The organism is Verruconatronum alginivorum (genome assembly GCF_056590205.1).
This window is the reverse complement of sequence record NZ_JBWPVQ010000001.1, coordinates 3,568,494-3,589,760: the sequence shown is the minus strand read 5'-3', so window position 1 is coordinate 3,589,760 and position 21,267 is coordinate 3,568,494. Positions and strand designations below refer to the sequence as shown.

The 21,267-nt window shown below is 61.1% G+C and carries 8 protein-coding genes; 1 reads left to right on the top strand and 7 read right to left on the bottom strand.

Translation table 11 applies throughout. From position 1 onward, the window contains the following. Positions 1-137 precede the first annotated feature (137 nt). On the top strand, positions 138-1,553 hold the full coding sequence (locus ACWUI2_RS12680; protein ID WP_486983218.1) for a right-handed parallel beta-helix repeat-containing protein: 1,416 nt from the start codon (positions 138-140) through the stop codon (positions 1,551-1,553). 330 nt (positions 1,554-1,883) lie between these two features. On the opposite strand, the gene ACWUI2_RS12675 is transcribed toward ACWUI2_RS12680, so the two are convergent. The 7 genes from ACWUI2_RS12675 to ACWUI2_RS12645 form a co-directional block, all read right to left on the bottom strand. Then, positions 1,884-3,056, bottom strand: coding sequence for a glycosyltransferase family 4 protein (locus ACWUI2_RS12675; RefSeq protein ID WP_486983217.1), 1,173 nt, complete (start codon positions 3,054-3,056; stop codon positions 1,884-1,886). Between the two features lie 56 nt (positions 3,057-3,112). Continuing rightward, positions 3,113-4,081 (bottom strand): glycosyltransferase family 2 protein, encoded by a 969-nt coding sequence (locus tag ACWUI2_RS12670; protein WP_486983216.1) that lies wholly within the window; start codon positions 4,079-4,081, stop codon positions 3,113-3,115. 15 nt (positions 4,082-4,096) lie between these two features. Beyond that, positions 4,097-4,849, bottom strand: coding sequence for a class I SAM-dependent methyltransferase (locus ACWUI2_RS12665; protein ID WP_486983215.1), 753 nt, complete (start codon positions 4,847-4,849; stop codon positions 4,097-4,099). After that, positions 4,846-6,762: a hypothetical protein gene (locus tag ACWUI2_RS12660; RefSeq protein ID WP_486983214.1), complete on the bottom strand. Its 1,917-nt coding sequence runs from the start codon at positions 6,760-6,762 to the stop codon at positions 4,846-4,848. The genes ACWUI2_RS12665 and ACWUI2_RS12660 overlap by 4 nt, the downstream gene beginning before the upstream one ends. An 86-nt stretch (positions 6,763-6,848) precedes the next feature. Beyond that, positions 6,849-7,934 carry a glycosyltransferase family 4 protein gene (locus tag ACWUI2_RS12655; RefSeq protein ID WP_486983213.1) on the bottom strand — a complete coding sequence of 362 codons (1,086 nt, stop codon included), beginning with the start codon at positions 7,932-7,934 and terminating at the stop codon, positions 6,849-6,851. Then, the gene (locus ACWUI2_RS12650) at positions 7,931-9,373 is read right to left on the bottom strand and encodes an oligosaccharide flippase family protein (protein WP_486983212.1); all 1,443 of its coding nucleotides are present in this window, start codon (positions 9,371-9,373) and stop codon (positions 7,931-7,933) included. Before ACWUI2_RS12650 ends, ACWUI2_RS12655 begins: the two co-directional genes overlap by 4 nt. 105 nt (positions 9,374-9,478) lie before the next feature. Then, positions 9,479-21,022 carry a LamG-like jellyroll fold domain-containing protein gene (locus ACWUI2_RS12645; protein ID WP_486983211.1) on the bottom strand — a complete coding sequence of 3,848 codons (11,544 nt, stop codon included), beginning with the start codon at positions 21,020-21,022 and terminating at the stop codon, positions 9,479-9,481. Positions 21,023-21,267: the final 245 nt, after the last annotated feature.

Here is a 21,267-nt window from a genome sequence, read left to right as displayed (position 1 = left end):
AATGCACCAAAGGAGAACGGACATTCCTGTCCGTTCATTCTCCGTTCATCCCCGGACAGGAATGTCCGGGTTCCTGTGGCGAGTCCCCAGAGAAATCGAACATTGCCGTCGTCGTTCGCCCGTTTCAGAACCTTCGCATGATTCGATCGCTCCCGGAACTGCTGGCGCTTGCTTTGATCTTCCTGAGCAAGGCCGTCGCCATCTCCTCGGCGGGCGAAGAGTCGACCTACCATGTCGGGCCCGACGCCCCTTTCGTGGCCATCGGCGACGTTCCCTGGGAATCCCTCCGTCCCGGCGACACCGTGTTGATCGACTGGCGACCGGAGCCTTACCGGGAGAAGTGGGTGATCGCCCGCTCCGGCACGGCCGACGCGCCGATCACCGTCCGCGGAGTTCCCGGCCCGGACGGGCAACTTCCGGTGATTGACGGCGATCAGGCCGTCACCCGCCGCGAACTCGATTTCTGGAACCAGGACCGAGGCGTCCTCAAAATCGGCGGTTCCAACATCCCCGCCGACACCGCCCCCGCCCACATTCTCGTCGAAAACCTCGAAATCCGAAACGGACGCCCTCCGTTCACCTTTACCGACTCCAACGGCGCCAAACAAACCTACCGCCCCATGGCCGCCGCCATCCACGTCGAGGCCGGCTCGTTCATCACCATCCGCAACTGCATTCTTATTCAATCGGGCCACGGCATTCTTTCGTCCCATCAAGCCTCCGATCTGTTGATCGAACATTGCCACATCGCCGACAACGGGACCGAAGGGGGGCAATACGAGCACAACGCCTACACGATGTCCCGCCGCGTCACATTCCAGTTCAATTGGTTTGGCCCTCCCCGCGAAGGCTCCCGCGGCGTCAATCTCAAGGATCGTTCCGCCGGAACCGTCATTCGTTACAACCGCATCGAAGGAGGCGGCCGCCAACTCGACTTGGTCGACAGTCCCCATGCCTCCCTCCGCGACGCTCCCGAATACCAATCCACCTTCGTCTACGGAAATCTGCTCATCGCCTCCGGACAGCCGTTTTATCACGTGGTTCATTTCGGAGGCGACAGCGGTCAACTGGAACGCTACCGGTCCGGCGTCCTCTATTTCTACCACAACACCGTCCTATCGCGGCAACGGGGCACCACCCTCCTCTTCCGCCTCACCTCCCCCAACGGCCTGGTCGACGCCTTCAACAACATCATCCACATCGCGGGTGATCCCCGGCACTCCCGCTTGGCCTTGACCACCGGTCCCGGTTCCCTCTTGTTCGGTCATTCGACTGTATTCGAAAACTGGACTCCCCGTCACGGCGCGGGCAACGGCTTTCACCGTAGCGGACCGATCCGCCCCATTCCCGACCCCCGGTTCGCCTCACCCGCCGACGACGATTTCCGTCTTCGCCCCGACTCTTTCGCGCTCCCGGCCGCGAAACCTCTCCCACCTCCCTTGGCCGTCACCCATCCCGTCGAATACGAATACATCCACCCGCAGCAATCAACCCGCCGCCTCGACTGCCCCCTCGCCCCCGGCGCCTTCGGCATCGACAGGCAAAGACCGTAACATCCCGGCTCCCGTAGCATCCCGGCTTTCGCCGGATGTCCCCCCGTCCGGCCCAGGGACGTCGAAAACACCGGTCATCGGGCGAAAGCCCGACGCTACACGCGATCCTTCTACGATACACGCGATCCCTCCCGTAGCATCCCGGCTTTCGCCGGATGTCCCCCCATCTGGCCCAGAGACGTCGAAAACACCGGTCATCGGGCGAAAGCCCGACGCTACACACAGTCCCTCGACGCTACACGCGATCCCTCCCGTAGCATCCCGGCTTTCGCCGGCCCCCATCTGGCCCAGAGACGTCGAAAACACCGGTCATCGGGCGAAAGCCCGACGCTACGTCCGACGATTCATCCGCTCCAGAATAGATTCAGCATTCCGCTCCCAGGTGTGATGGCAAAGAACCGTCTGCCGCGCTTTTTCGCCCAGCCGGGTCCGGCCAACCGGGTCGGTCAACGCCGAGCGCAGGGCGTCCCGCAGGGCCTCCGTCGAATCCGGATCGAAAAGGAGGCCGTCCTCACCGTGGGTCACCACCGTCGCGACCGGCTCGGTCGCCGGGGCCACGGTGGCTTTCGCCTGGGCCATGTATTCAAAAAGCTTGATCGGTGACCGAAACTCGTTGCTGTGCGGAACCACCGCCACATCGAACGCCGCGATGTGACGCCTCACGTCGACATGCGGCACCGCGCCGGTGAAGACAACTTGATCACCCACTCCCAACCGCCGGGCCCGTTCCCGAAGCTCAGCTTCCTCTGGCCCTTCCCCAACCAACACCAAACGCAACTCCGGGTTCCGCCGCGACAAAAACGCGAAGGTCGCCATCAGATTCCCCAATCGGTGCCAGGAGACGAACCACCCGACGAATCCGATTACCGTTTTTCCCTCCAAACCATACTTCCGACGGACCTCACTTCCATCCGCCAATTCCCGGACATCCTCCCGGTGAACCGCATTCGGCAAAACCAGAACTTTGTCCGGCGCGATTCCCATTTGCGTCACCCGCCGCTTCAAATGCGGCGACACCACTGCCACCAAAGTCGCCCGGGAAAATACAAATCGATCCGACCACCTCGCCAGAAGGGAAAGCCAGGGCTGAGGACGAATCCGTTCGTCACCGGCCAACTCGTTCACCTCCACCACCAGAGGAATATTCAGCTTGCGGGCCAAAAGAGCGGTCGAAAAAAGAAAGAACGCATGTCGCTCGTAAATGAAGGCCACCTTTCGCCCTGCCAGAAGGCGACGATTGCGAAAATACGCCGCTCCGTTGTAAGCCAACTCCAGGAACTCGAACGCCACCGCCGGACAATACCGCAGCAACTTGGCAAAGCGCCCTGCCCGAAACGGACTGGACCCGGCGGTTTCCCTCGGATCGTTCCCCGACGGACTGGAGAACACCACGGGGTGTCCCAACGTTTCAAATGCCCGGGCCATCCCGGCGATATGGACCGCCTCGGCCCCGGTCCCCTGGGTCCGGAAGTGAAACAATATCTCGTCCCCCGTCCGCGCCACCGTCCGATCACCTTGCGACGCCGGCTCGGATCCAACCCTTTCTGACTCAGCGCTCGTCATTCCGTCTCGCCCCTTCCCTGCCCGAGATACCGCGGATCGTTCCGGTTGCGCCATGCCCTCCAGGTTGACGCCGCCAACACAGCAACCCCGCGAGGCAACAGCCAAGGGCGTTTCACGTAGCGGGCATTGAAAAGAAAACGCCGCAGATTGCGTCCGAAATACTGCTGCCAAAAATGAGAACGCGGAAAGAAGTGCTTAAACAAAAAGTAATTCGCGAGGTAAACTTCCTCATCGAGTCGGGTCCCTTTCCCACTCGTCTCCGCACGGCAACCGCCGCTCCGCTCGATCAGGTGATCGAGGCAGGCCTCCGGCTCGAACACGATCTCGCCGCCGGCCTTCCAGATCCGCAATCCGGCATCGACATCTTCGAAGATCGCACACCCGGAAAAACGGGCGTCGTATCCACCGATCTTCCGAAGAAACTCGACGTTGATCGAATGATTGCACCCGGAGATCCGGGCCACGCCGCTCCGGAACTCCTTCGCCTGGTAGTCGAAATCCAAATACGACTCAGGGGTTCCGGGAGAAGCTTTCCGCCGATATGGCTCCCAATGGTCGCGTTGACGGACCCGCCCGGTGACCGCTTTGACGCCGTTGGCATGATGGCGCAAATGAGCCGCGAAAAAACCGGCGACCAGGCGCACGTCGTCATCGAGAAAGAGAAGCACCGGCGTTTGAGTTTGGCGGATCGCCTCGTTGCGGGCCGCCGGAAGATTCGGCTCGGCCAACCGCAAGCGGGTCAACTTCCCTTCGCCCTCCCATTCCCGGAGCTGTTCCTCCACTTCGGACTCGTGGACTTCGGTCTGATCCAAGAGAAGAACGGTTTTCGGACGAGGCCGCTGCTCGAAGACATCTTCCAACGTCCGCAGAAGACAGGCGCCCCGACGGTAAGTCGGCACGGCGACCGTGAAGGGGATTCCCGCATCGTCCACTCCGTTGTGCCTGTTCTTCTCATTCTTACCCATTCTTTCGTTCTATCCTTAGTCGTTGTCCGCGAACGCTTCAAGGTTCATGGCAAAGCGGCTCGGAATTTCACCCCGTCCGCGCAAAAAGTATACTCCCCGGTGCAAGAGGCGATTCAATCCTGCTCGCAGAGCCAAACCTCGCCAAGGCGCCCACGGCCGCCATTTTCCCGGAGCCCACTCCGACCGATCCGGCAGGATAACCGGACCCGCGAAACCGGCCGACACCATCGCCTGCCGCAGACTGGTTTCGGTAAATCCGCAGCGGTGGGTCAAATCGACATACCGACTGAAGGCCGCCGTCAATGCCTGCATGTTCGGCGTCCGCACCACCAACCGTCCTCCAACAGCCAACGCCTCGCGCGCCTCCCGCAACAGCCCGACCGCTTCCTCCGCGGGGAAATGCTCCACGATGTCAAACAGGAGGATTAGGCGATATCGTCCCCGGTTTTCCCGCAACCACTCCCGTCCGTCCCGTTCGAAGATCCGCGCCCTTCCTCCCGCGGCGGCGGAGGCGATCTCCACCGACTCTCCACATGTATCCACTCCTTCGATATCCCGGAATCCCGCGGCGTGAAGTCGGCTCAGATGCCAGCCGAATCCGCAGCCCAAATCAAGCACCAGTCCCGCGCGATCCTTCGGCAGCCAGGCGTCCCTTCCATCGAACGGCTCCGCCCGCGCCCAATCCGGAATCGCGTTCCCCATCGCGGCGTAATGCCGGACGTAATCGTCGCTTCCGGTCCTCTCCGGCAACTCATTGTCCACCTTCACGGCCCGTCGAAGCCCGGGAACGCCAGGCGGAAAAACATCCGTTCCGCCCCCGGAACGGTCAATTGCACTTCCCCTCCCGGATGGGTCAACGTTTGCCAGGGAGCCCAAGCCTGGAGATTGGTCGAGGATTGCACCACCAAGGGTATCCCGGGCGGTCCGTAAAGACTCAAGGCGACGTTTCCGTTTTGCTTGCCGATCGTCATTCCCGCCACGGCGAAACGAGTCCGCAAGAGATTGAAGCCGTCGGTGATTTCCAACTCCCAGAAGCCGGCCCGGGAAGGATGGAAAACTCCGGGCGAAAACGTCGCACCGGTGCCGACCGGCGTTCCGTCCTGGATCCATTGATACGTGAACTCGGCTCCGGGCCTTCCTCCCCCTTCAGCCTGGAAGATCAATGAGCCCCCGACGGTCGCCAAAACGACTTCCGGAGCCGAGTCGATCCAGGGCAACACCTGCGGCCAGGAGAGCGCGACCAGGTCGCCGTTCGTTCCGGCGCCGTCGGATCGCCCGGTCACCCAGACCGTGTCGTCGCCCCCGATCGCGAGACGCGTCGGTTCATCCAGGTCGTTCCCCGGCCCGTTGTAACGGTCTTTCCAGATCAAGCGTCCATCGGACGAAAATTTAAGTGTCACAATTTCGCTGATACCGCCGCCGGTCACCGCGCGCCCGGCCACGAACAAATTCCCCAGGCGATCCAACCCGAGGTGGGTGGGAAAAGCGATCCAATCCCCGGCCCCCTTCCAACGGCGGATTCCGGCGCCCTCGCCGGTGTCGGGCCACTCCGTGTCGAAGCTGCCATCGGAGCGATAGCGCAACACTTCGATTTCGGCGGGGGTTCCTTTTCGCTCCGACCGACTGGCCACGAAGATGTCGCCGTCGGCATTGGTCACCAAGGCCATCCCTTGGTCGCTGGCGACGGTCGCCGCCCGGCGGCGCTGGTGCCAGAGTTGCTGGCCCGCCGCCGACCAGGCGACGGTGGAGACCGCGGAATCGCCGCTTCCCACATCAGTCCGACCGGTGGCCACGATTCCTCCCCCAGGCAACCAAGCGATTCCGGCCAGTTCCGCCGTTTCTCCGTTCACACCGGTGAACACCCGGACTCCGGCAGGATTCGGACTCTGCGTCGGCCAGGCACTGGAAAGGGTCCCGTTGCTATTGTATCGCAAGAGCACATACGCAAACCGGCCGTTCTGCCGGGTGGTGTTCCCCCCGACGATCACGCCGCCGTCGGAGGTGGGCAGAAGGGCCATTCCGCGGTCCTCGGCGTTTCCCGTGCCATTGTAAACGGCGGCCCATTGCTGCACCCCGGTCGGCGAATACTTGACCGTGACTATCATCGCGGGCTGTTGCACCCCGGTCGACCGACCGGTCACGAAGACACTCCCATCGGATCCCACCGCGACCGCCAAGGCCTGGTCGTAGCCACTCAAGCGGTTGTAACGACGGATCCCCACTCCGGCCCCGGTATTCGGCCAGGTGGAGCATAACGCTCCCGACGAATCAAATTTCAAGACTATGTAATCGTCGAACGTGTTCAGTCCTTCCGAATACCCGGCGACATACACCGAGCCGTCCGGCCCCACGGCGACCGAAGTGGCCCGGTCATCCCGGTTGATTCCCCCGTCGTAGCGCCGGACTCCCGTTCCGAATCCGACGTCGGGCCAGGCCGACGATGGAGCCCCGTTCGGCCCCATCCGCACCACCACGATGTCGGAAACATTGGTCGCGCCCCGGGAAGCCCCAACGACCACCGCGCCACCGTCGGGCATCGCGGCGATCGCCGCCCCTTGATCCAATCCGTTTCCGGGCCCGTTGTAGCGAAACACGCGCGCCTCCCCGATCGGCTCAATCGCCGCCACCGCGAAAACCGCCTGAATTCCCCAAGCCAGGATACTCAAGAAAGCGCATCTCATTTTTTAAGTCCTTCTATTTGATGGGGGACGACGCCTGACGCAATCGCCAATGGTGAAAATCCGAAGCCATCCGCCCCACCCTCCGGTCAGACATCTTGCAACCACAATTGTGCGACGGTCCGGGCTGAAAACTTTTTCTGGACTTTCGCCTGCCCGGAATCCGCAACGCGTCGTGCTCCCAACTCATTGGCTAGCAATAACTCCAGTTGACCGACCCAATCCTCCGCCTCATCCCCATCGACAAAAAAGACCTCCTCGTTGGTGAAAAACTCGTCGAATGGAGCCCTCCGGGGAACCAACACCGGTACTCCTCGAGCCATCGCCTCGGCCACCGCGATTCCCTGGAACTCCAAGCGCGACGGGACCAACACCGCGGTGGCCGCGCCGATCACGTCGAGCGCCCGAGGGTGGGCGAGATGCCCCAGGCACTCGATGGATCCGCATTCCTTTTCCGACCTCCCGTCCGGGTCCTCTCCGATCGCCACAAACTTCCCATCGATGCCTCTTTCCCCGGCTAACCTGGCAATTCGACCGAATAGGTCCCCTCCTTTCAACCAGGTCAACGGACCGCAAAATACGAACCGGTTTCCCTCACCCAGCCCCGCCGGTCGCTCTCCATCCGGCGAGCCCAGATCCACCGGACACGGGACCAACACCCGGCGCGGCGGCACAAACCCAAAGACTTCTTCCGTCCGGGAAAAAGCGAACCGGCTCGCTCCGGCCCATTCCCGGGCCCGCCCGAGGGTGCTTCGTTCGAACCACCGCATCATGAGCCCTTCCCTCGCTCCCCGGAATCGACAGAGCGAAGCGACGCTATTGTGCAACCGGACCCGAACCGGGATTTTCCCCGCTCCCCAAGGCAACCAACCCTGGAAATCGGGCACCTCGACCAGATCCAGTCCCATCGCCCGATCTTCCTCGATCAATCGACGACGAATCCGCCACCGCGTCACGATCTCGCTCCACCGCCCTCCTTTCCCGCACGGAACCGTCAACACCACTACTCCATCCTGTCCGACGATCCGCTCGGCCGCTCGACCTTCCTCCGCCAACGCCACTACCACCACGTCATGCCCCAACCGGACCAACTCCCGGCCGAGTTGCGAAGTCGCCAGCCCGATGCTCGACGGAGCCGGTTGCAAATAATCCGGACTGATGAACGCGAATCTCACCGGCGAAGGCTCTCCCGAACCACTGGTTGGAGCAACATCAGGGTCACGTAAAGAATGCTCCCCGCCGCCAATCCAACTGCCACGTCGAGCCAACTTTCACCGGCTCCGACCCGCCAGCCGCAGATTCCGGCCCCCGCCGCCGCCGCGCCCGCCGTCCAGACCAACGCCCCGATCGGCAGCCGCACCCCCGCCCGCCTGCTCAAGTAGATCGCACCGGCGATCCCCATCCCCCATTGCCCGCACAACCGGGCGGTCGCCGCTCCCCAGATTCCCCAAACCGGAATCAATCCAATGCACAAAAGGGCAAACCCGACCGCCCCGGCGCAGGCGCATCCGAACACAAACCGGTTCCGTTCCAAACTCGACGCCAACGCCCCGCCCGCCGCGAACAGATGAACCGCCCCGCCCGCCGCCAACACCGCGAACAACGGCCAGGCTCCCGCAAATCCCTCGCCGAACGCCCGCGCAACCACGGGAGCTACCGCCGCCCCGAAGAAGCAAACCGGAAACAGAACAACCGCGAACAGCAGAGTCGACCGCTCGTAGGCAGACTTCAACCGCCCTTCCCCGGCTGGTTCTTTCCTCCCGATCAATCCGGAAAAATGCGGCAGAAAAATCCCGCGAAACAACAGCACCACTTGCGTCAAAGCCGTCGCAAAAACCAGCGCCGACGCATACAACCCAGCCGCCTCCGCCCCCGCCAATCGTTCGAGAAAGACGATCTCCGTCCGCATCCAAACAATCGCCGAAACCGCCGACGCCCCCCAGGTCGCCGCCACGAACCGCTTCACCCGCCGGAGTTCCTCCTCGGCCGGTTCTCCCCTGGACCTCCGGCTTCCCACCGCGACGACGATCGCCACCGCCGGAACCGCCGCAACCAGGAAACCGGCCAATCCACCCGCCACCCCGGCGTATCGCACTCCCGCCCAACCACCGGCCACCACCAAAAACCCCATCGCCACACTTAACCCGGCGTGCCGTCCGAACCATTGGTTCCCTTGCAACCACGCCGGGGCAAACGCTCCGACAACCCCCGCCAAATACAAACCGCCCGCCAAAAAAAACGTCGCCGCCCCGGTAGCGGGCGCCCAGAACAAGACTCCCGCGAACACCGGCAGACCGGTCATCCCCCAGAGAACGCCCCGTCGAATCAGATGGCTCGCCATCGCCTCCGCCTCTTCCTGCCGGCCGCCGGCCCGGTATTCCGCCACGTAACGGGTCACGGCTTGACTCCACCCGGCCGTAACAATCACCGCCGCCAATTCCGCTACCCACAAAAACCACACGAATTCCCCGAAGGCCGTCGGCCCCAATTCCCGGGCCAACAAAAAGAGGGCCGCAAACCGCGCGAACCCGGCGATCCCCGCCGCCGCTCCCCCGAAAAGAAGCTTGCGGGGCAATCCGGATGACAATTCCGGCCGTTCGGTGGATGTTCTCATTGTGGTGCGACGTCGCTGACGGAAACACCCAGCAGAAAAGAAAACCCGGGGCCTGCCGATGAAATTTTTCCGTCCGAAACGCCCGCAGCCTCGTGGATCGCGCGTTTATTCCGTCACCCGGATCCGCATGAAGCCGCGAACGGCGCCCGTCTCGATTTCCGCCACACCGTCGATCCGTTTTGGATCCAGTCGCGACCGCACCGAATATACCTCGTCCACCTGGCGCCAATGCACCAGGTCTTCCGAATACTCCACCACGAAACGGCGGCCGGCTTCGACCGAAAACTCGATCTGCAAAGCCTCGACCGGTTCCTGCCACATGCTGAACGAATCTCCGTAGGCGATCTGTCGGGTCATCAGGTCGCGTTGCGATTTCACCACGCCGACCGATCCGACCCGGACCACATCGGCCCGTTCCTCGTCGGTCATCATCGATAGTCCGGTCGGCCCGTTCACCGCTTGGATAACGAGATGCACCGTTTCCTCGGCCGACATGCGCGAGGTTTCGTCGACATCGTGGACCCGGTAAACGAAGGAATCGGCCCCCGCCGCCACGTCCGGCGAATAATACAAAGTCGAGCCGTTTACCACTCCGCCTTGCTGAATCAACGACTGGCCGTCCGATTGGTAAAGAAACCCGTTCTTCGGCAATTCGGTGATGACAAATTCGATCGTCCGGCCATCCGGATGGAATCCTTCGAGACGGATCTCCTTGAGGTAATTCGGATCCACCCGAACGCCCGTCATCCACTCCGGCCCGTTGACGAGCGACGCATTCAATTCGAAGGGACCATGATCGACCACCTCAATCCCTTCGCCTTCATCGAAACGGAACCATCCGGCCAGTCCGATTTCATTTCCTGTCAGACTTCCCGGATACGATGTCCGGATCGAACCGGTGTTCCGGGCGATGTTCCACATCCGCACCTCGCGGATCTCACCTTGGAACGCTTCGCCGTTCCCGAGATGGGAAGAATCGCGCAACCCGATTCCGTAAAAGAGACCGGTGAAATTCCCGGAACTCCATGGTGTCAGACGTTTTCCCGCACGAATCTCCTGAGCGCGCACCCCATTCAGGAAACCATCGAATATTTCGTTGGCTCGATCGTAACGCACCACCGCATGATTCCACGTTCCAAATTCGACCGTCCCCAGGACCACCGGAGTCATCGAATATAGACCGGGGATGCGCGCCCGCACCTGGCCGTTGGCGGCAACCTCCAACTGACTGTTGCTCCAGCCCGACAGGTTGGCCGCGGTCCGCTCGCTGATCAACACACCGCCCCCGCCAGCTTCCACCCGGAACCATACCTCGATCGTCAGGTCGTCCTGCCGGAAAAGCGGTCGGACATTTCGAGTGAAGACAAACTGATTGTTTCCGTTCAAACGCAACACGGTTCCGGGGAAGGTTGCCACCGGATCGCTCGGCGCCGGATCGACGTTCACTCGGACAACCGCGCTGTTTTCCGAGTAATCGCGCCCGTCGAAAGCCACCACCCGAAACGCGGCAAGCGGTTCGCCCCCGTTCTCGCCGTTGTTGCTATTGTTCACATAAGGCGGCGGCGTGAAGAAAACCGATTCGCCGGGACCGACCATGGTGACCGACGATACCACAGGGGTGCCGTCCTTGGTGAGTTCTCCAAGCAAAATCCGCTCGATCCGGAACGTGAGCGGGCTCCCCGGTTCCCCGACCGCGGCCAGGAGATCGGCGTGCCGGATCTCCAACGGAGTCCCTTCCACCGCGGCGATATCGAGGAGGCCATCGACTACGTTGGGGCGCTCATTAACCCGCTTCACCCGGAACCGAAGGTGCCGCGGACCGAAGACTTCACCCGAAAACCGGGTCTCGTAACCAAGACGGTCAAAATACCCGCCTCCGGCCGGAACGAAGATCACCCGGCGACGGCTATCCGTCACCTCAGCCGGTACCGTGGCAATCCGAGCCCCGGTCGCTCCGTCATGACCATACTGATACAATGCGCCAAAGAGCGGGAGTTCCGTGATGAATGCGTTGCTGAGCGAAGCTCCTTCATGGAACCCCGGCAACTCCACCACGACCGGCGCCGACCGGATGGTGTCGGCCATGTTCAGGTCGGCGAACGACTCGACCCGCTCCCCGCCATGAAAGATCGTCGCGTCCGTGGGAGTTTCGGGATTGGCGACCGCGGAATTCCGGACCGTCGCTCCCGATGCCTCGTCGAAACGATAAAGGAGAGCCAACTTTTCTTCGGTGCCGTTCAAGTAGAGGAACCGTCCCTGCTGGAGCCGGTCATCGGCCACCGCCTTGTGCCAAATCCGCACCTCGTCGATCACTCCCTGGAAAAAATTGTCCGCGGGAAACTGACCGACGTTTGCCTGGCCGCTGCCAAGATGTTGCCGGTCTTCCGCGCCGAACGCATAGAATAAACCGGGCCGGTGCGCCTGGTTGAAGTTGTCGACGATGATCACTTCCCATGGGGCCAATCGATCGCCCGAGACACTCCCTGAAATCACGCCGTTCAAGGATCCGTCCACCCGGCGGGCCAACGGATTGTAGCGGACGGCGGCATGATTCCACTCGCCATAGGTGATCGACCCGAGAGTGATCCCATTGACCAGGGTGTTGGCATCGGCTTCGGGAAGATTCCAAACTCGAGCGCGAACTTCCGCCTGCCCGCCTCCGATGTCGACCACCTCCAACTGACTGTTCTGCCAGCCTCGGTCGATCGTTTCCTGTCCGAGCTCCGTCACCAAAACTCCCGGACCGTCCGCGCGGAACCAGATTTCGATCGTCACCGCCGTGTTACCTTGAAAAAGACCGCTCACATTCGGAGTGCGCACATACTGGTTCGAACCCGGGGACGAATTGATATGCAACGCGGTCCCTCCCAGGATGCTTCGTGCCAAAAGATCGACCGTCACCGTTTCGACGTTCGACTGGATTCCGAGACTTTCCACGTAATACTCAAAGGCATCAAACCCTTCCTGGATGTCCTCGCCGGGATCCGGATTCGGTCCAACCAGCGGGAGGTAAAGGACCCGGCCTTCCGGGATCAACACCGGAGTCCCGCCGACCAATTCGATCTCTTCGCCCCGGTCGCCATTGGCCAACATCCGGAAAAGTTTTCCCTTCTCCGCCGCGGGAGGCGCCGTGATGTAAGCATCGACCTGATTCCCCGCCGGATCATATCCCGTCAAAACGATCTCCGTTTCCAAGCCGTCCAGCGCCAAGACCCGAACCAGCGGTATATCCAACGGACGAAGCCATTCGATCGTCCCGGTCAAGGTCATCCCGGTGTTGGCCGGAGCGGCGACGGCGGAATTGACCACCGTTGTCCCCGAACCTTCGTCAAAACGCCAGTGACCAACCAATCCGAACTCATGGCCGTTCAAACGGGTCCGATGGAGCAGATCCACTTGTTCGGCGGTCCGCGCTACGTTCCAAAAACGGACGTCATTGATATCGCCGTCGAATCCGGCACCAGGAGCGGCCGCGAACGGTTCGCTCGTATTTGCCCACAGGGCGGTGACCACCGACGCCGCCAATTCGCCATCGACGTAAAGGCGCGCGGTCATGCCTTCGAACGTCCCGGCCAAGTGTGTCCAAGAATCCATGACAATCGGAACTCCGCTGTCGACCACCGCGTAACCGAATCCGTTGCCGATCCAAAACTGCCACTGGTCATTCGCGCCGGCAACCAACATAAACCCACGGTTCGAACCGAGCGACCCGACAATATCCCGGCGGGTTCCGGCCCCGTCGCGCACCTTCACCCAGGCCTCGAGAGTGAATCGTTCCGGATTGAGGCCCGCGTTGAAGGGGACCATGCCGGTTCCGTTACCCGTCGGATCGAAACGGACCGAGCTGCCCGACAAACTGGCGATCGGGTCGCCGACCGTGACAACGTCGAACGCATTGGAATCGCCGGTTTCGCTTTGTCCAGTCCGAGTGACCGTGATGACATATCCCGTATCCGGAGGCTCGATCGCCACGGCATGGCCAGTCAACACTCCGTTCACAAACGTGGGCGTCGTCCCTCCGCCACTGACGAACCCGCCTTGGTTCAGCGTCAGATCGACGGTCCCGGTGAAGTCGGTGACTGTATTGCCATACGCATCCCTGGCGGTGATTTGCAGCGCAAACCCCTCCCCGGAAGTTTGCGTGCCGATCGGCCCGCCGCCGTCGGCTTCCACCAGGAAACCGGCGACCGTTCCGTGAACGACATCGAATTCCGAGGAGGTTCCGGAGACGACCGGATCGGGACCGTCAAACTCGGTGGCGGTCAGTTGCAGCGTTTCCGCGAGATACAAGATGGTTTCCGCACTGGCGGGACCGGCAGCTACGCCGTTGGTGAAAGTGACCGTTGCTGGGTATTGCGGTTGGCCGCCATTCGGGCTGGCCGAAGCTCCGGAAAATTGAAGCGTCTTTTCCCCGTCGTAACTGGTCACGATGTTGCCGAACGCATCGACCGCGCGGATTTCGAGGTCAAAGGCTTCGCCCGCCGTCCGCGCCGTCGGGTTCCCGGAATTACCGGTCCCCACCCCGAAGGTTTCTCCCGGGAGCGTCAGCACCAACCCGGCCAAAGCCGCCGGGGTCACTTCCACCGGCTGGGTTCCGTCGGTCAATCCCGCGCTGCTCGCGGTCAGGGTGTGGGTCCCCGCCCGCTCGTCGTAATAACGGAAGGTAACTGTGCTGCTGTTTTCTATAATCACCACTTCCGCCGGAAAAATCGAAAGACCGAATTCGTCGCGGAATTCGCCCAACGGACTGCCGGTTCCGAGCGTAATGGTCAGACCCGCCGGATCCGTCACGATCACCGGGTTCCCAAACTGGTCCTGAAGTTGCAGCACCAGGTTCCCGGGTGTGGTTGTTCCGGCGGCGATGCTGTCGCCCCCGCTGAACGGATCGTTGATAAAAACCAGTTGAGCCGCCGGTCCGGCCACGTAAGTGACCACCGCTTCGGTTTGACTGGCACCGCCGTTCTGCACCGGTTGGCCATCGAGAGTCGCCTCGAAAACCCCGCTGCCGATAAGATCCGGAGACGTAACGGTCGCGCTGTAGGTTCCGTCGCCATGATCCGTAACCGTCCCGATGCTTCCGCTGCCGGAGGCAAGCGTAATCGTAACAATTGCCCCACCCGTCCCCATCGGAGAACCGCCTCCGTCATTCGCGGTGACAATCAAGACTTGGGTGTATCCACCCACGCCGATACTCGAGGCGAGCGGCAGTAGCGTCGAGGCGGCCGCGTCGGCGGAGGCACTCGGAATCGTAATGGCGGCTTCCGCGCCCGCGGAACGGTTGCCCGCGGGATCTTCGGCCTGGAAGACGAAGGTCCGGAGCCCCGGAGTCGCCGGACCCGCAAGGTTCCGGTATTCGATCGTCCGGAGCACGGCTTGGGCTTCGGAATCGGTCATCGGCGAGAAATCGAATTTCTGGATGACAAAAGCCCCCGCCTGGTGGGTGACGTTGACCCGGACTCCTCCGATCAACACATCGAAGAGAAAGGTCGAGCTCCCATCGGCAGCCATCGGTTCTCCGTCGAATAGCAACTGCTCGTCGCCCCCGTCAAGCAATCCGCCCACGGTGATGAACAAATCGGTGACCCAACCCGAATCCTCAACCAGGGTGGCTCGATTGGCGGGATCGGGATTGCTCAGCAATACGGCGGCACCGCCCGGGCTGGTCGCGGCGTAATCGCTCCCCCCGGAGGAGGGATCGAGATCGATCATCGGCGGCGTGGTGTCCGGAACCGGCGTGTGGTTGGCCAGCGGGATCGTGAAACCATCCGCGAGATTTCCAGCGACGTCGCGTAACGCGTTTGTCCCCGGCGGAGCGTAGGTCAATTGTAGTTGATCGTCATAGGCGACACTGGAAATCAGGGCGAGACTCACGGTGTTGGTGCCCGGTATTACCGAAACCGATGCGACCGCGAGAACGAATGGATCCGCTTCCGGATCCGCGGGTGTCACGGTCACCCAGAAACTTCCCGGAGAAGGGGTATCGGAAGCAAGGCCGGACCCGGTTTCAATCAGCGCGAAACTGACGGTGCTGCCGCTCAACGTCCCACTGCCGCTGTCGACCACCGGCGGAGTGGTGTCGATCAGATACCCTTCAGTCTCGTTCGGGATCCGATCGACCAAGGGGTTGGGAATGGTCGCCGTATCCAAAATGCCATGCGATTCGCCAACCCCGATCGCCAGCGGCCCGTCGTATCCGGCCAGGCCATCGACCGTCACATCGAATTGAAGGAACGATCCTCCCGACCCTTCGGTTCCCAATACGCCCGTCACGGATGAAATCACCGGAGTTCCTCCGCCCCCCGCCGCGACAAGGTCGAAACTGTCGGTCGTCACTCCTGTCACCGCTTCGCTGAAGGTCACACGGAATACGACGGTATTGGCGTTGGTTACTTCCGCGACCGGCTCTTCCCGTGAAATGCTGATCACCGTCGGCGGGACCTCGTCGTCCGCCAATCCCGATACAGTAAAGGTGAGCAAATTGGAGATTAAATTGGTGTTCCCCGCTAAATCGACCACCCGTGCCGACGGCAGCCAAACCGTGACGCTTCCATTGACAGACGGCACCAGGTTGAACGTGTAAACGTTGTCGCCGACATAAAAGAGATCGGTCACGGACGCGCCGTTCGAGGCAGCGAAATCCTCCGCAATCAATCCGGTCACAGGTTCGGAAAACGTCACGGTGAATTGCTCGGGTCCGGCTCCGACAATTTCCATGGAGGTGTTTGTCGTACTCAACAGCGCGAGCGGCGGGGTTTGATCATGGACGACCGTGACAACATCGTTGAAGAAGGCGCCGAAATTGTCGATGTAGGTGGCGGAGACGGTCAGGACTCCGTCCGCCAGCGAGCTCAGGTTGAGAGGTTCCAATTCCCATGCCCCGAACGCGTCGACGATCGCCGTGTCGACAATCGTGGCAGATCCATCGGTGATGGCGACGTAAATCACGCTTCCTTCGGGGATATCAAAAACGGTCCCGGAGATCACCACGGCCTGGTTCTCGATCCCATTCAAAACCCCGTCCCCGTCGCCCGCGGAATCGATTGGCGTGGCAATGGAAATCGACGGAGCGCTCAAATCGACGATCAGGTTCGTGGTGACGAGCGCGGAATTCCCCAAGGCGTCGGTTCCCGAAGCTTCGACAACGATCGTGCCCGGCGCGAGCGCATCCTCCGGCGGAACCGTCACCGACCAGGTTCCGTCAGGCTGGACGATCGCGGTGTAAGGTCCTTTGTCGAAGATACCGTCGTCATTGGAATCGATCCGAATCGTGATGATCCCGCCCGGTTCGATGTCGGTGGTGCCGGTGATTTCCGGAGTGGTGGTCCGGGTGCTCGGATTGGTCGTGAAAGCGATTTCCGCGCTCGTCTTAATCGTCACCTCCCGCTCGTCGGTCGCGATGTTGCCGGCCGGATCGGTGGCACGGGCCGTGATGTGCACCAGGCCGTTGAGCCCGGGTCCCGGGAAAGTCCCAGAGGACGGGATCGCGACACCGGTATCGACCGACCAGCTCAAGTCCGACCGGATCACCGTTCTGTATTCAAGATCCGGATTCCCGTCGCCATTTAAATCGAGCTCCAGAATCAACACGGTTCCCGGCGGCAAGCCGTCCGACGAACCGGAAATCACCGGGGACGGATTGCCGATCGTCCCCGTCGGACTATGAATCGATACCGTTGCAAAGGTGTCGATTTGCAATTCGTTTTCGGTAAGATCGAAAACCGTTTCCGCACCCCGGGTCACCGATGCGATCACGTCGTAAACACCATCGTCGAACGAATACGCCGGATCGACCGTCAACGTCCACCAGGTCGGGCCAGACACCAAAATCCCGCCGACGAAGTCGCCAGGTCCGACTTCAATCAAAACGTCGAGCACATCGCCGTCGACTTCGGTCCAGAAGCCGCTGACCGTCGGAGTGTTGTTGTTATTGGTGAGGTGAAACGAAACGACCGGCTTGTTGAGCCCGGTCACCGAAGTGCTGACATCGAAGGCGTTGGTGGCGGTGGCGACGACGCGGGCCCACGGATCCAGACCGCCTTCGGGCAAAAGTCCGGTTTCCGGGGTGGCGGTATCAATGTTGAGGCTCCAAACTCCGCCGAGTTGGACGGTCACGGAATAGATCAAATCGAACACTCCGTCGTTATTCAGGTCGATCTGAATCAACACCGGCGCTCCGGGTGATAGATCGGTGGTGCCGGTGATCAACGGAGTTCGACTGGTCGCCAATCCGGTCGTATCGATGGTGATCTCGGGAGGATCGGCCGCCCCGGTGGTATCGAACGGCTTGGAAGAACTGTCCGGCGTGCTGGGCCGCCCGGTGGCCTGCCCGGTTCCCGCTCCCGCATCGACCACAACCGACAAAATCCCGGTTGCGTCATCCGCCGGTTCCACCACCAAAGTGTAGGTGTCGCCGCTCCCCGAAAACACGCCTTTGGTGCCGTTGGTGACAATCACATCGTCCGCCGTGAAACCGCTCACCGGCTCGGAAAACGTAAACGTGTAAGTCACCGATCCCGTGATGGTCGAAGGAGCATCGTCGGTGATGGTGAGGACGGGATTGGCCAAAAACAATTCCGCCGCTCTGATCCCGGTGAAATTCGTACTTAAGCCGGTGGTAAAAACCGTTACCACCAACGATCCGTTACTGAGAGCCTGCACGGTCGAAGCGTTTAAGGTCGCGGTCCAGGTAGTCGCGGTATTCTTGACAAACGAGTCTGCAGTGACCGTGGTAAATCCGTCCCAAATCTGCAAAGTGAAAGCGGAAGCCGCAGCTCCCTCTAAATCGGATCCACTCACCGTTCCGGTGATGATCAATGGCGAAATATCTCCGACCTCAATCGAATCATCCCCGGCGATTATATTGATCGCAATCGTCCCGGTGGTGGAACTCCCGGTGGTCGTTCCTTGATCCCATCGGAGTGGTTGGGTGATGTTGCCCGCTGTATCCGTATTTTGCACCGACGGCCGGACATCGACATAGTAAATCGACGAAGTATTGCCGAGCTGATTCGCTAGTATTTGACTCCAGTTCCCTCCACTTCCGACGGCTAACGTGTAATCAAAGGTATGCCCGCCGTTCGTATGAACCGTAGCGTATGCGTTGGTCGGATACACACGGAGACGGACCGAGGTCCCTACCGGAAGTTGTGAAAGACCGCTCAGGACCTCATTCGACTGATTCCGTTTGATCGGATTCGGCGTGGTGTTGAAAATTCGCAGAGGGACGGTATCCAATGTAACCGATTGATTCTCGTCGCTGATCACCGTATTCGCCAAAGTCGCGGTGACCGTCAGAACGCCGTCGCTCAAGCGAAGAGGGGACAAAAGATTCAGTCCATCAACGGACCACTCGCCACCGACGATCGGGATGTCATCGACCGCGATGAACTGCCCCGCCCCATCGCGGATCACCAGGTCAACCGAGCTACCGCCGGTGCTCGTGCCGGAAATAGCCACCGAGGTCGCTTCAGTTCGGTTCAACCACGCGTCGCCGGTGCCGGGGCTGTTATCGATTATACCAAAACTGTCCTCCACGGCGGTCGACAGGATCGACGTGATCGACACCGTCGGAACGGTGATCGAGAGAATTTGATGAGCGCTCACCTCCCCGGTGCTGTCGGTGGCCCGGACCCCGGTATCCCCGAGGAAGCCGGCCGGGGGCTTGATTCCGGAAATCGGCGCTGCGTTTAGCGTATTCAATGACCAATTACCACTTTCGTCCGTCGGCACCGAAAAGGTGACGGCGTCGCTCAAGTCCCCATCGTTTCCGGGATCCAGACGCACGATCACAAATCCGCCGGCGTTTTGCGAAGTGCCGGTGATTACCGGAAAAGGATCGCTGCCGAAAGCGGTTTCTCCCCCGTCGATCCCGACAGCCACCACCGGAGCGGTGGTGATTTCGAGAACACCCGTTCCTGCCGCACTCTCCGTTCCCCGATGCACGGAGGCCGTTATCTCATACGTATTCCCCGGCAAAAGAGGTGAAAGCGTCCCTGAGACCGGCGTGGCCGTCGCCAGGTCGAGGGACCAAAAGTTGCCGGTCGGCGAAAGGAGATAAACCGCGCTGCTTCCCTCGATCGTAATTCGCAATTCGTCGCCCGGAATATTGGTCCACGTCCCGGAAAGCACCGGGGTGGTGTTGTTGGTGGAAACGTTTCGCGCGGTCGGTGGATTCAGGGCATCGACACTGGCGGTGTTGCCGGCGGCATCGGTGGCCAACGCGGTGATTTTCGCGTAGCTGGTCAACCCGCCCGAAGGCATCGTTCCCGCGAGAGGCGGGGTCGTCGCAAGGTCGAGCGTCCACTCCCCGTCCATCACCACCACCTGATAGGTGAGGAAGCCGGTCCCCGGATTGTTGTCCGGATCGATGAGAATGGTGATCACCGAACCGTTGGGCAAATTGCTCGTCCCGCTGATCACCGGATGTTCGGCGGAATTAGCCAACAGCGGATTGATCGTCACACTCGGCGGAGTCGCATCGTGCAAAACGGTGGCGACATCGGTCACCGTCACCCCCGCTTCGGTCGTGGCTGACGCGGTGACGGTCAGAATGCCGTCGCTCAATCCCGACAGATCCAATCCGGTCACACTCCAAGCTCCTCCGGCGGCAATCAACGCATTGCCCACCACTGTCGTCGTCCCGTCGGTAATGGACAAAGTCAACGTTCGCCCATCGAGGTAACCACTTGTTCCCGAGACAGTAACATTCGAATTCGTAACGGAGTTAATTGTTCCTCCGCTGATCGGAGTGCTGATCGTCACCCGCGGTCCGGCGGCCACCGGTTGACTGGCCGACATCGGCGGTGTCATGGTGCCGAGGGAATCGAAAGTCGCGTTGCGGTCGTAGTGACGCGGCACCCCGAGAAGGTCGCCGTTGATCGGACCGCTCTGGGTTTGGGTGAACGCCACGTAGCGAACCAGGGTATCTTTGGTGAAACCGGGAATTCCGTTCGGTCCGCGGGGGCCGTAGACTCCGTTCTTGTCCCTCGGTGACGGTTTCGCCAAAACGGCGGCGATGTCTTTAATGGGAATCCTCCAGGAGACGAAGGCGTCGATTTTGCCGTCGTTGCCCAGGTCATTGTTGCCATTCCAGTGCGGATCGGTCGCCGAGGTGACGACCGTCGAGTTGAAATTATGAGCGGTAAACGGATAAATCCCGTTGTTCGGCAACCAACCCGGCGGAAGCGGCGAGGTCGAGGTGGTGTTGGGAGAAATGTTCGCGTCGGTGCCGGGGTCCATCAACCGCACTACCCGCCCGTTGTTTCGGGCATCAACCTGCATGAACAAATCGATTCGACCATCGCCGTTGGCATCCATCCCGACCACCGCCACTCCCCGGAAATTCCCCAGGGAAGTCGGATTGTCGATGCGCAACCGGAAAAGAAGGCTGTCGTCGTCCGGTGACGGAGTGTTGTTGTCGTCGAAAGCGGTGTAAAGCGAGCCGTGAAAATCGTCGCCCACGATGTCGGTATCGGCCGCCCCGGCCTGGCTGTCCCCGGCCGGATCCTGGTTGGTGCCGTACATGATCGCGGTCCAACCCTCTTTTCCACCGATGGCGACGGTGGCTCCAAACGATTGGTTAAGAATCGGATAAAGCAGTGTGAAAACGATAAAACATGCGAAAATCGGACGAAAAACAGGCGTCGGCATACAAAAACGGGTGCTGGCGGAAATTCCCTAAAAAAATTAGGGGAAACCAGTAGCAGGAAAAAAACCGGGAGCAAGGAGGAAAATTCACCCGGTTTTTACCCATGCTCGCCGATTTGCCGACGGATAGGACAATTCGTTTCGCCAAACGGGTATCACAAAGACCGCGTGCCGAGGACCCCGGAGGGCGGAGCTGGGCGGTTCCGCAGTCCGGGGACACGGTCTGAGTCGACCGGTCCGGCAAACAG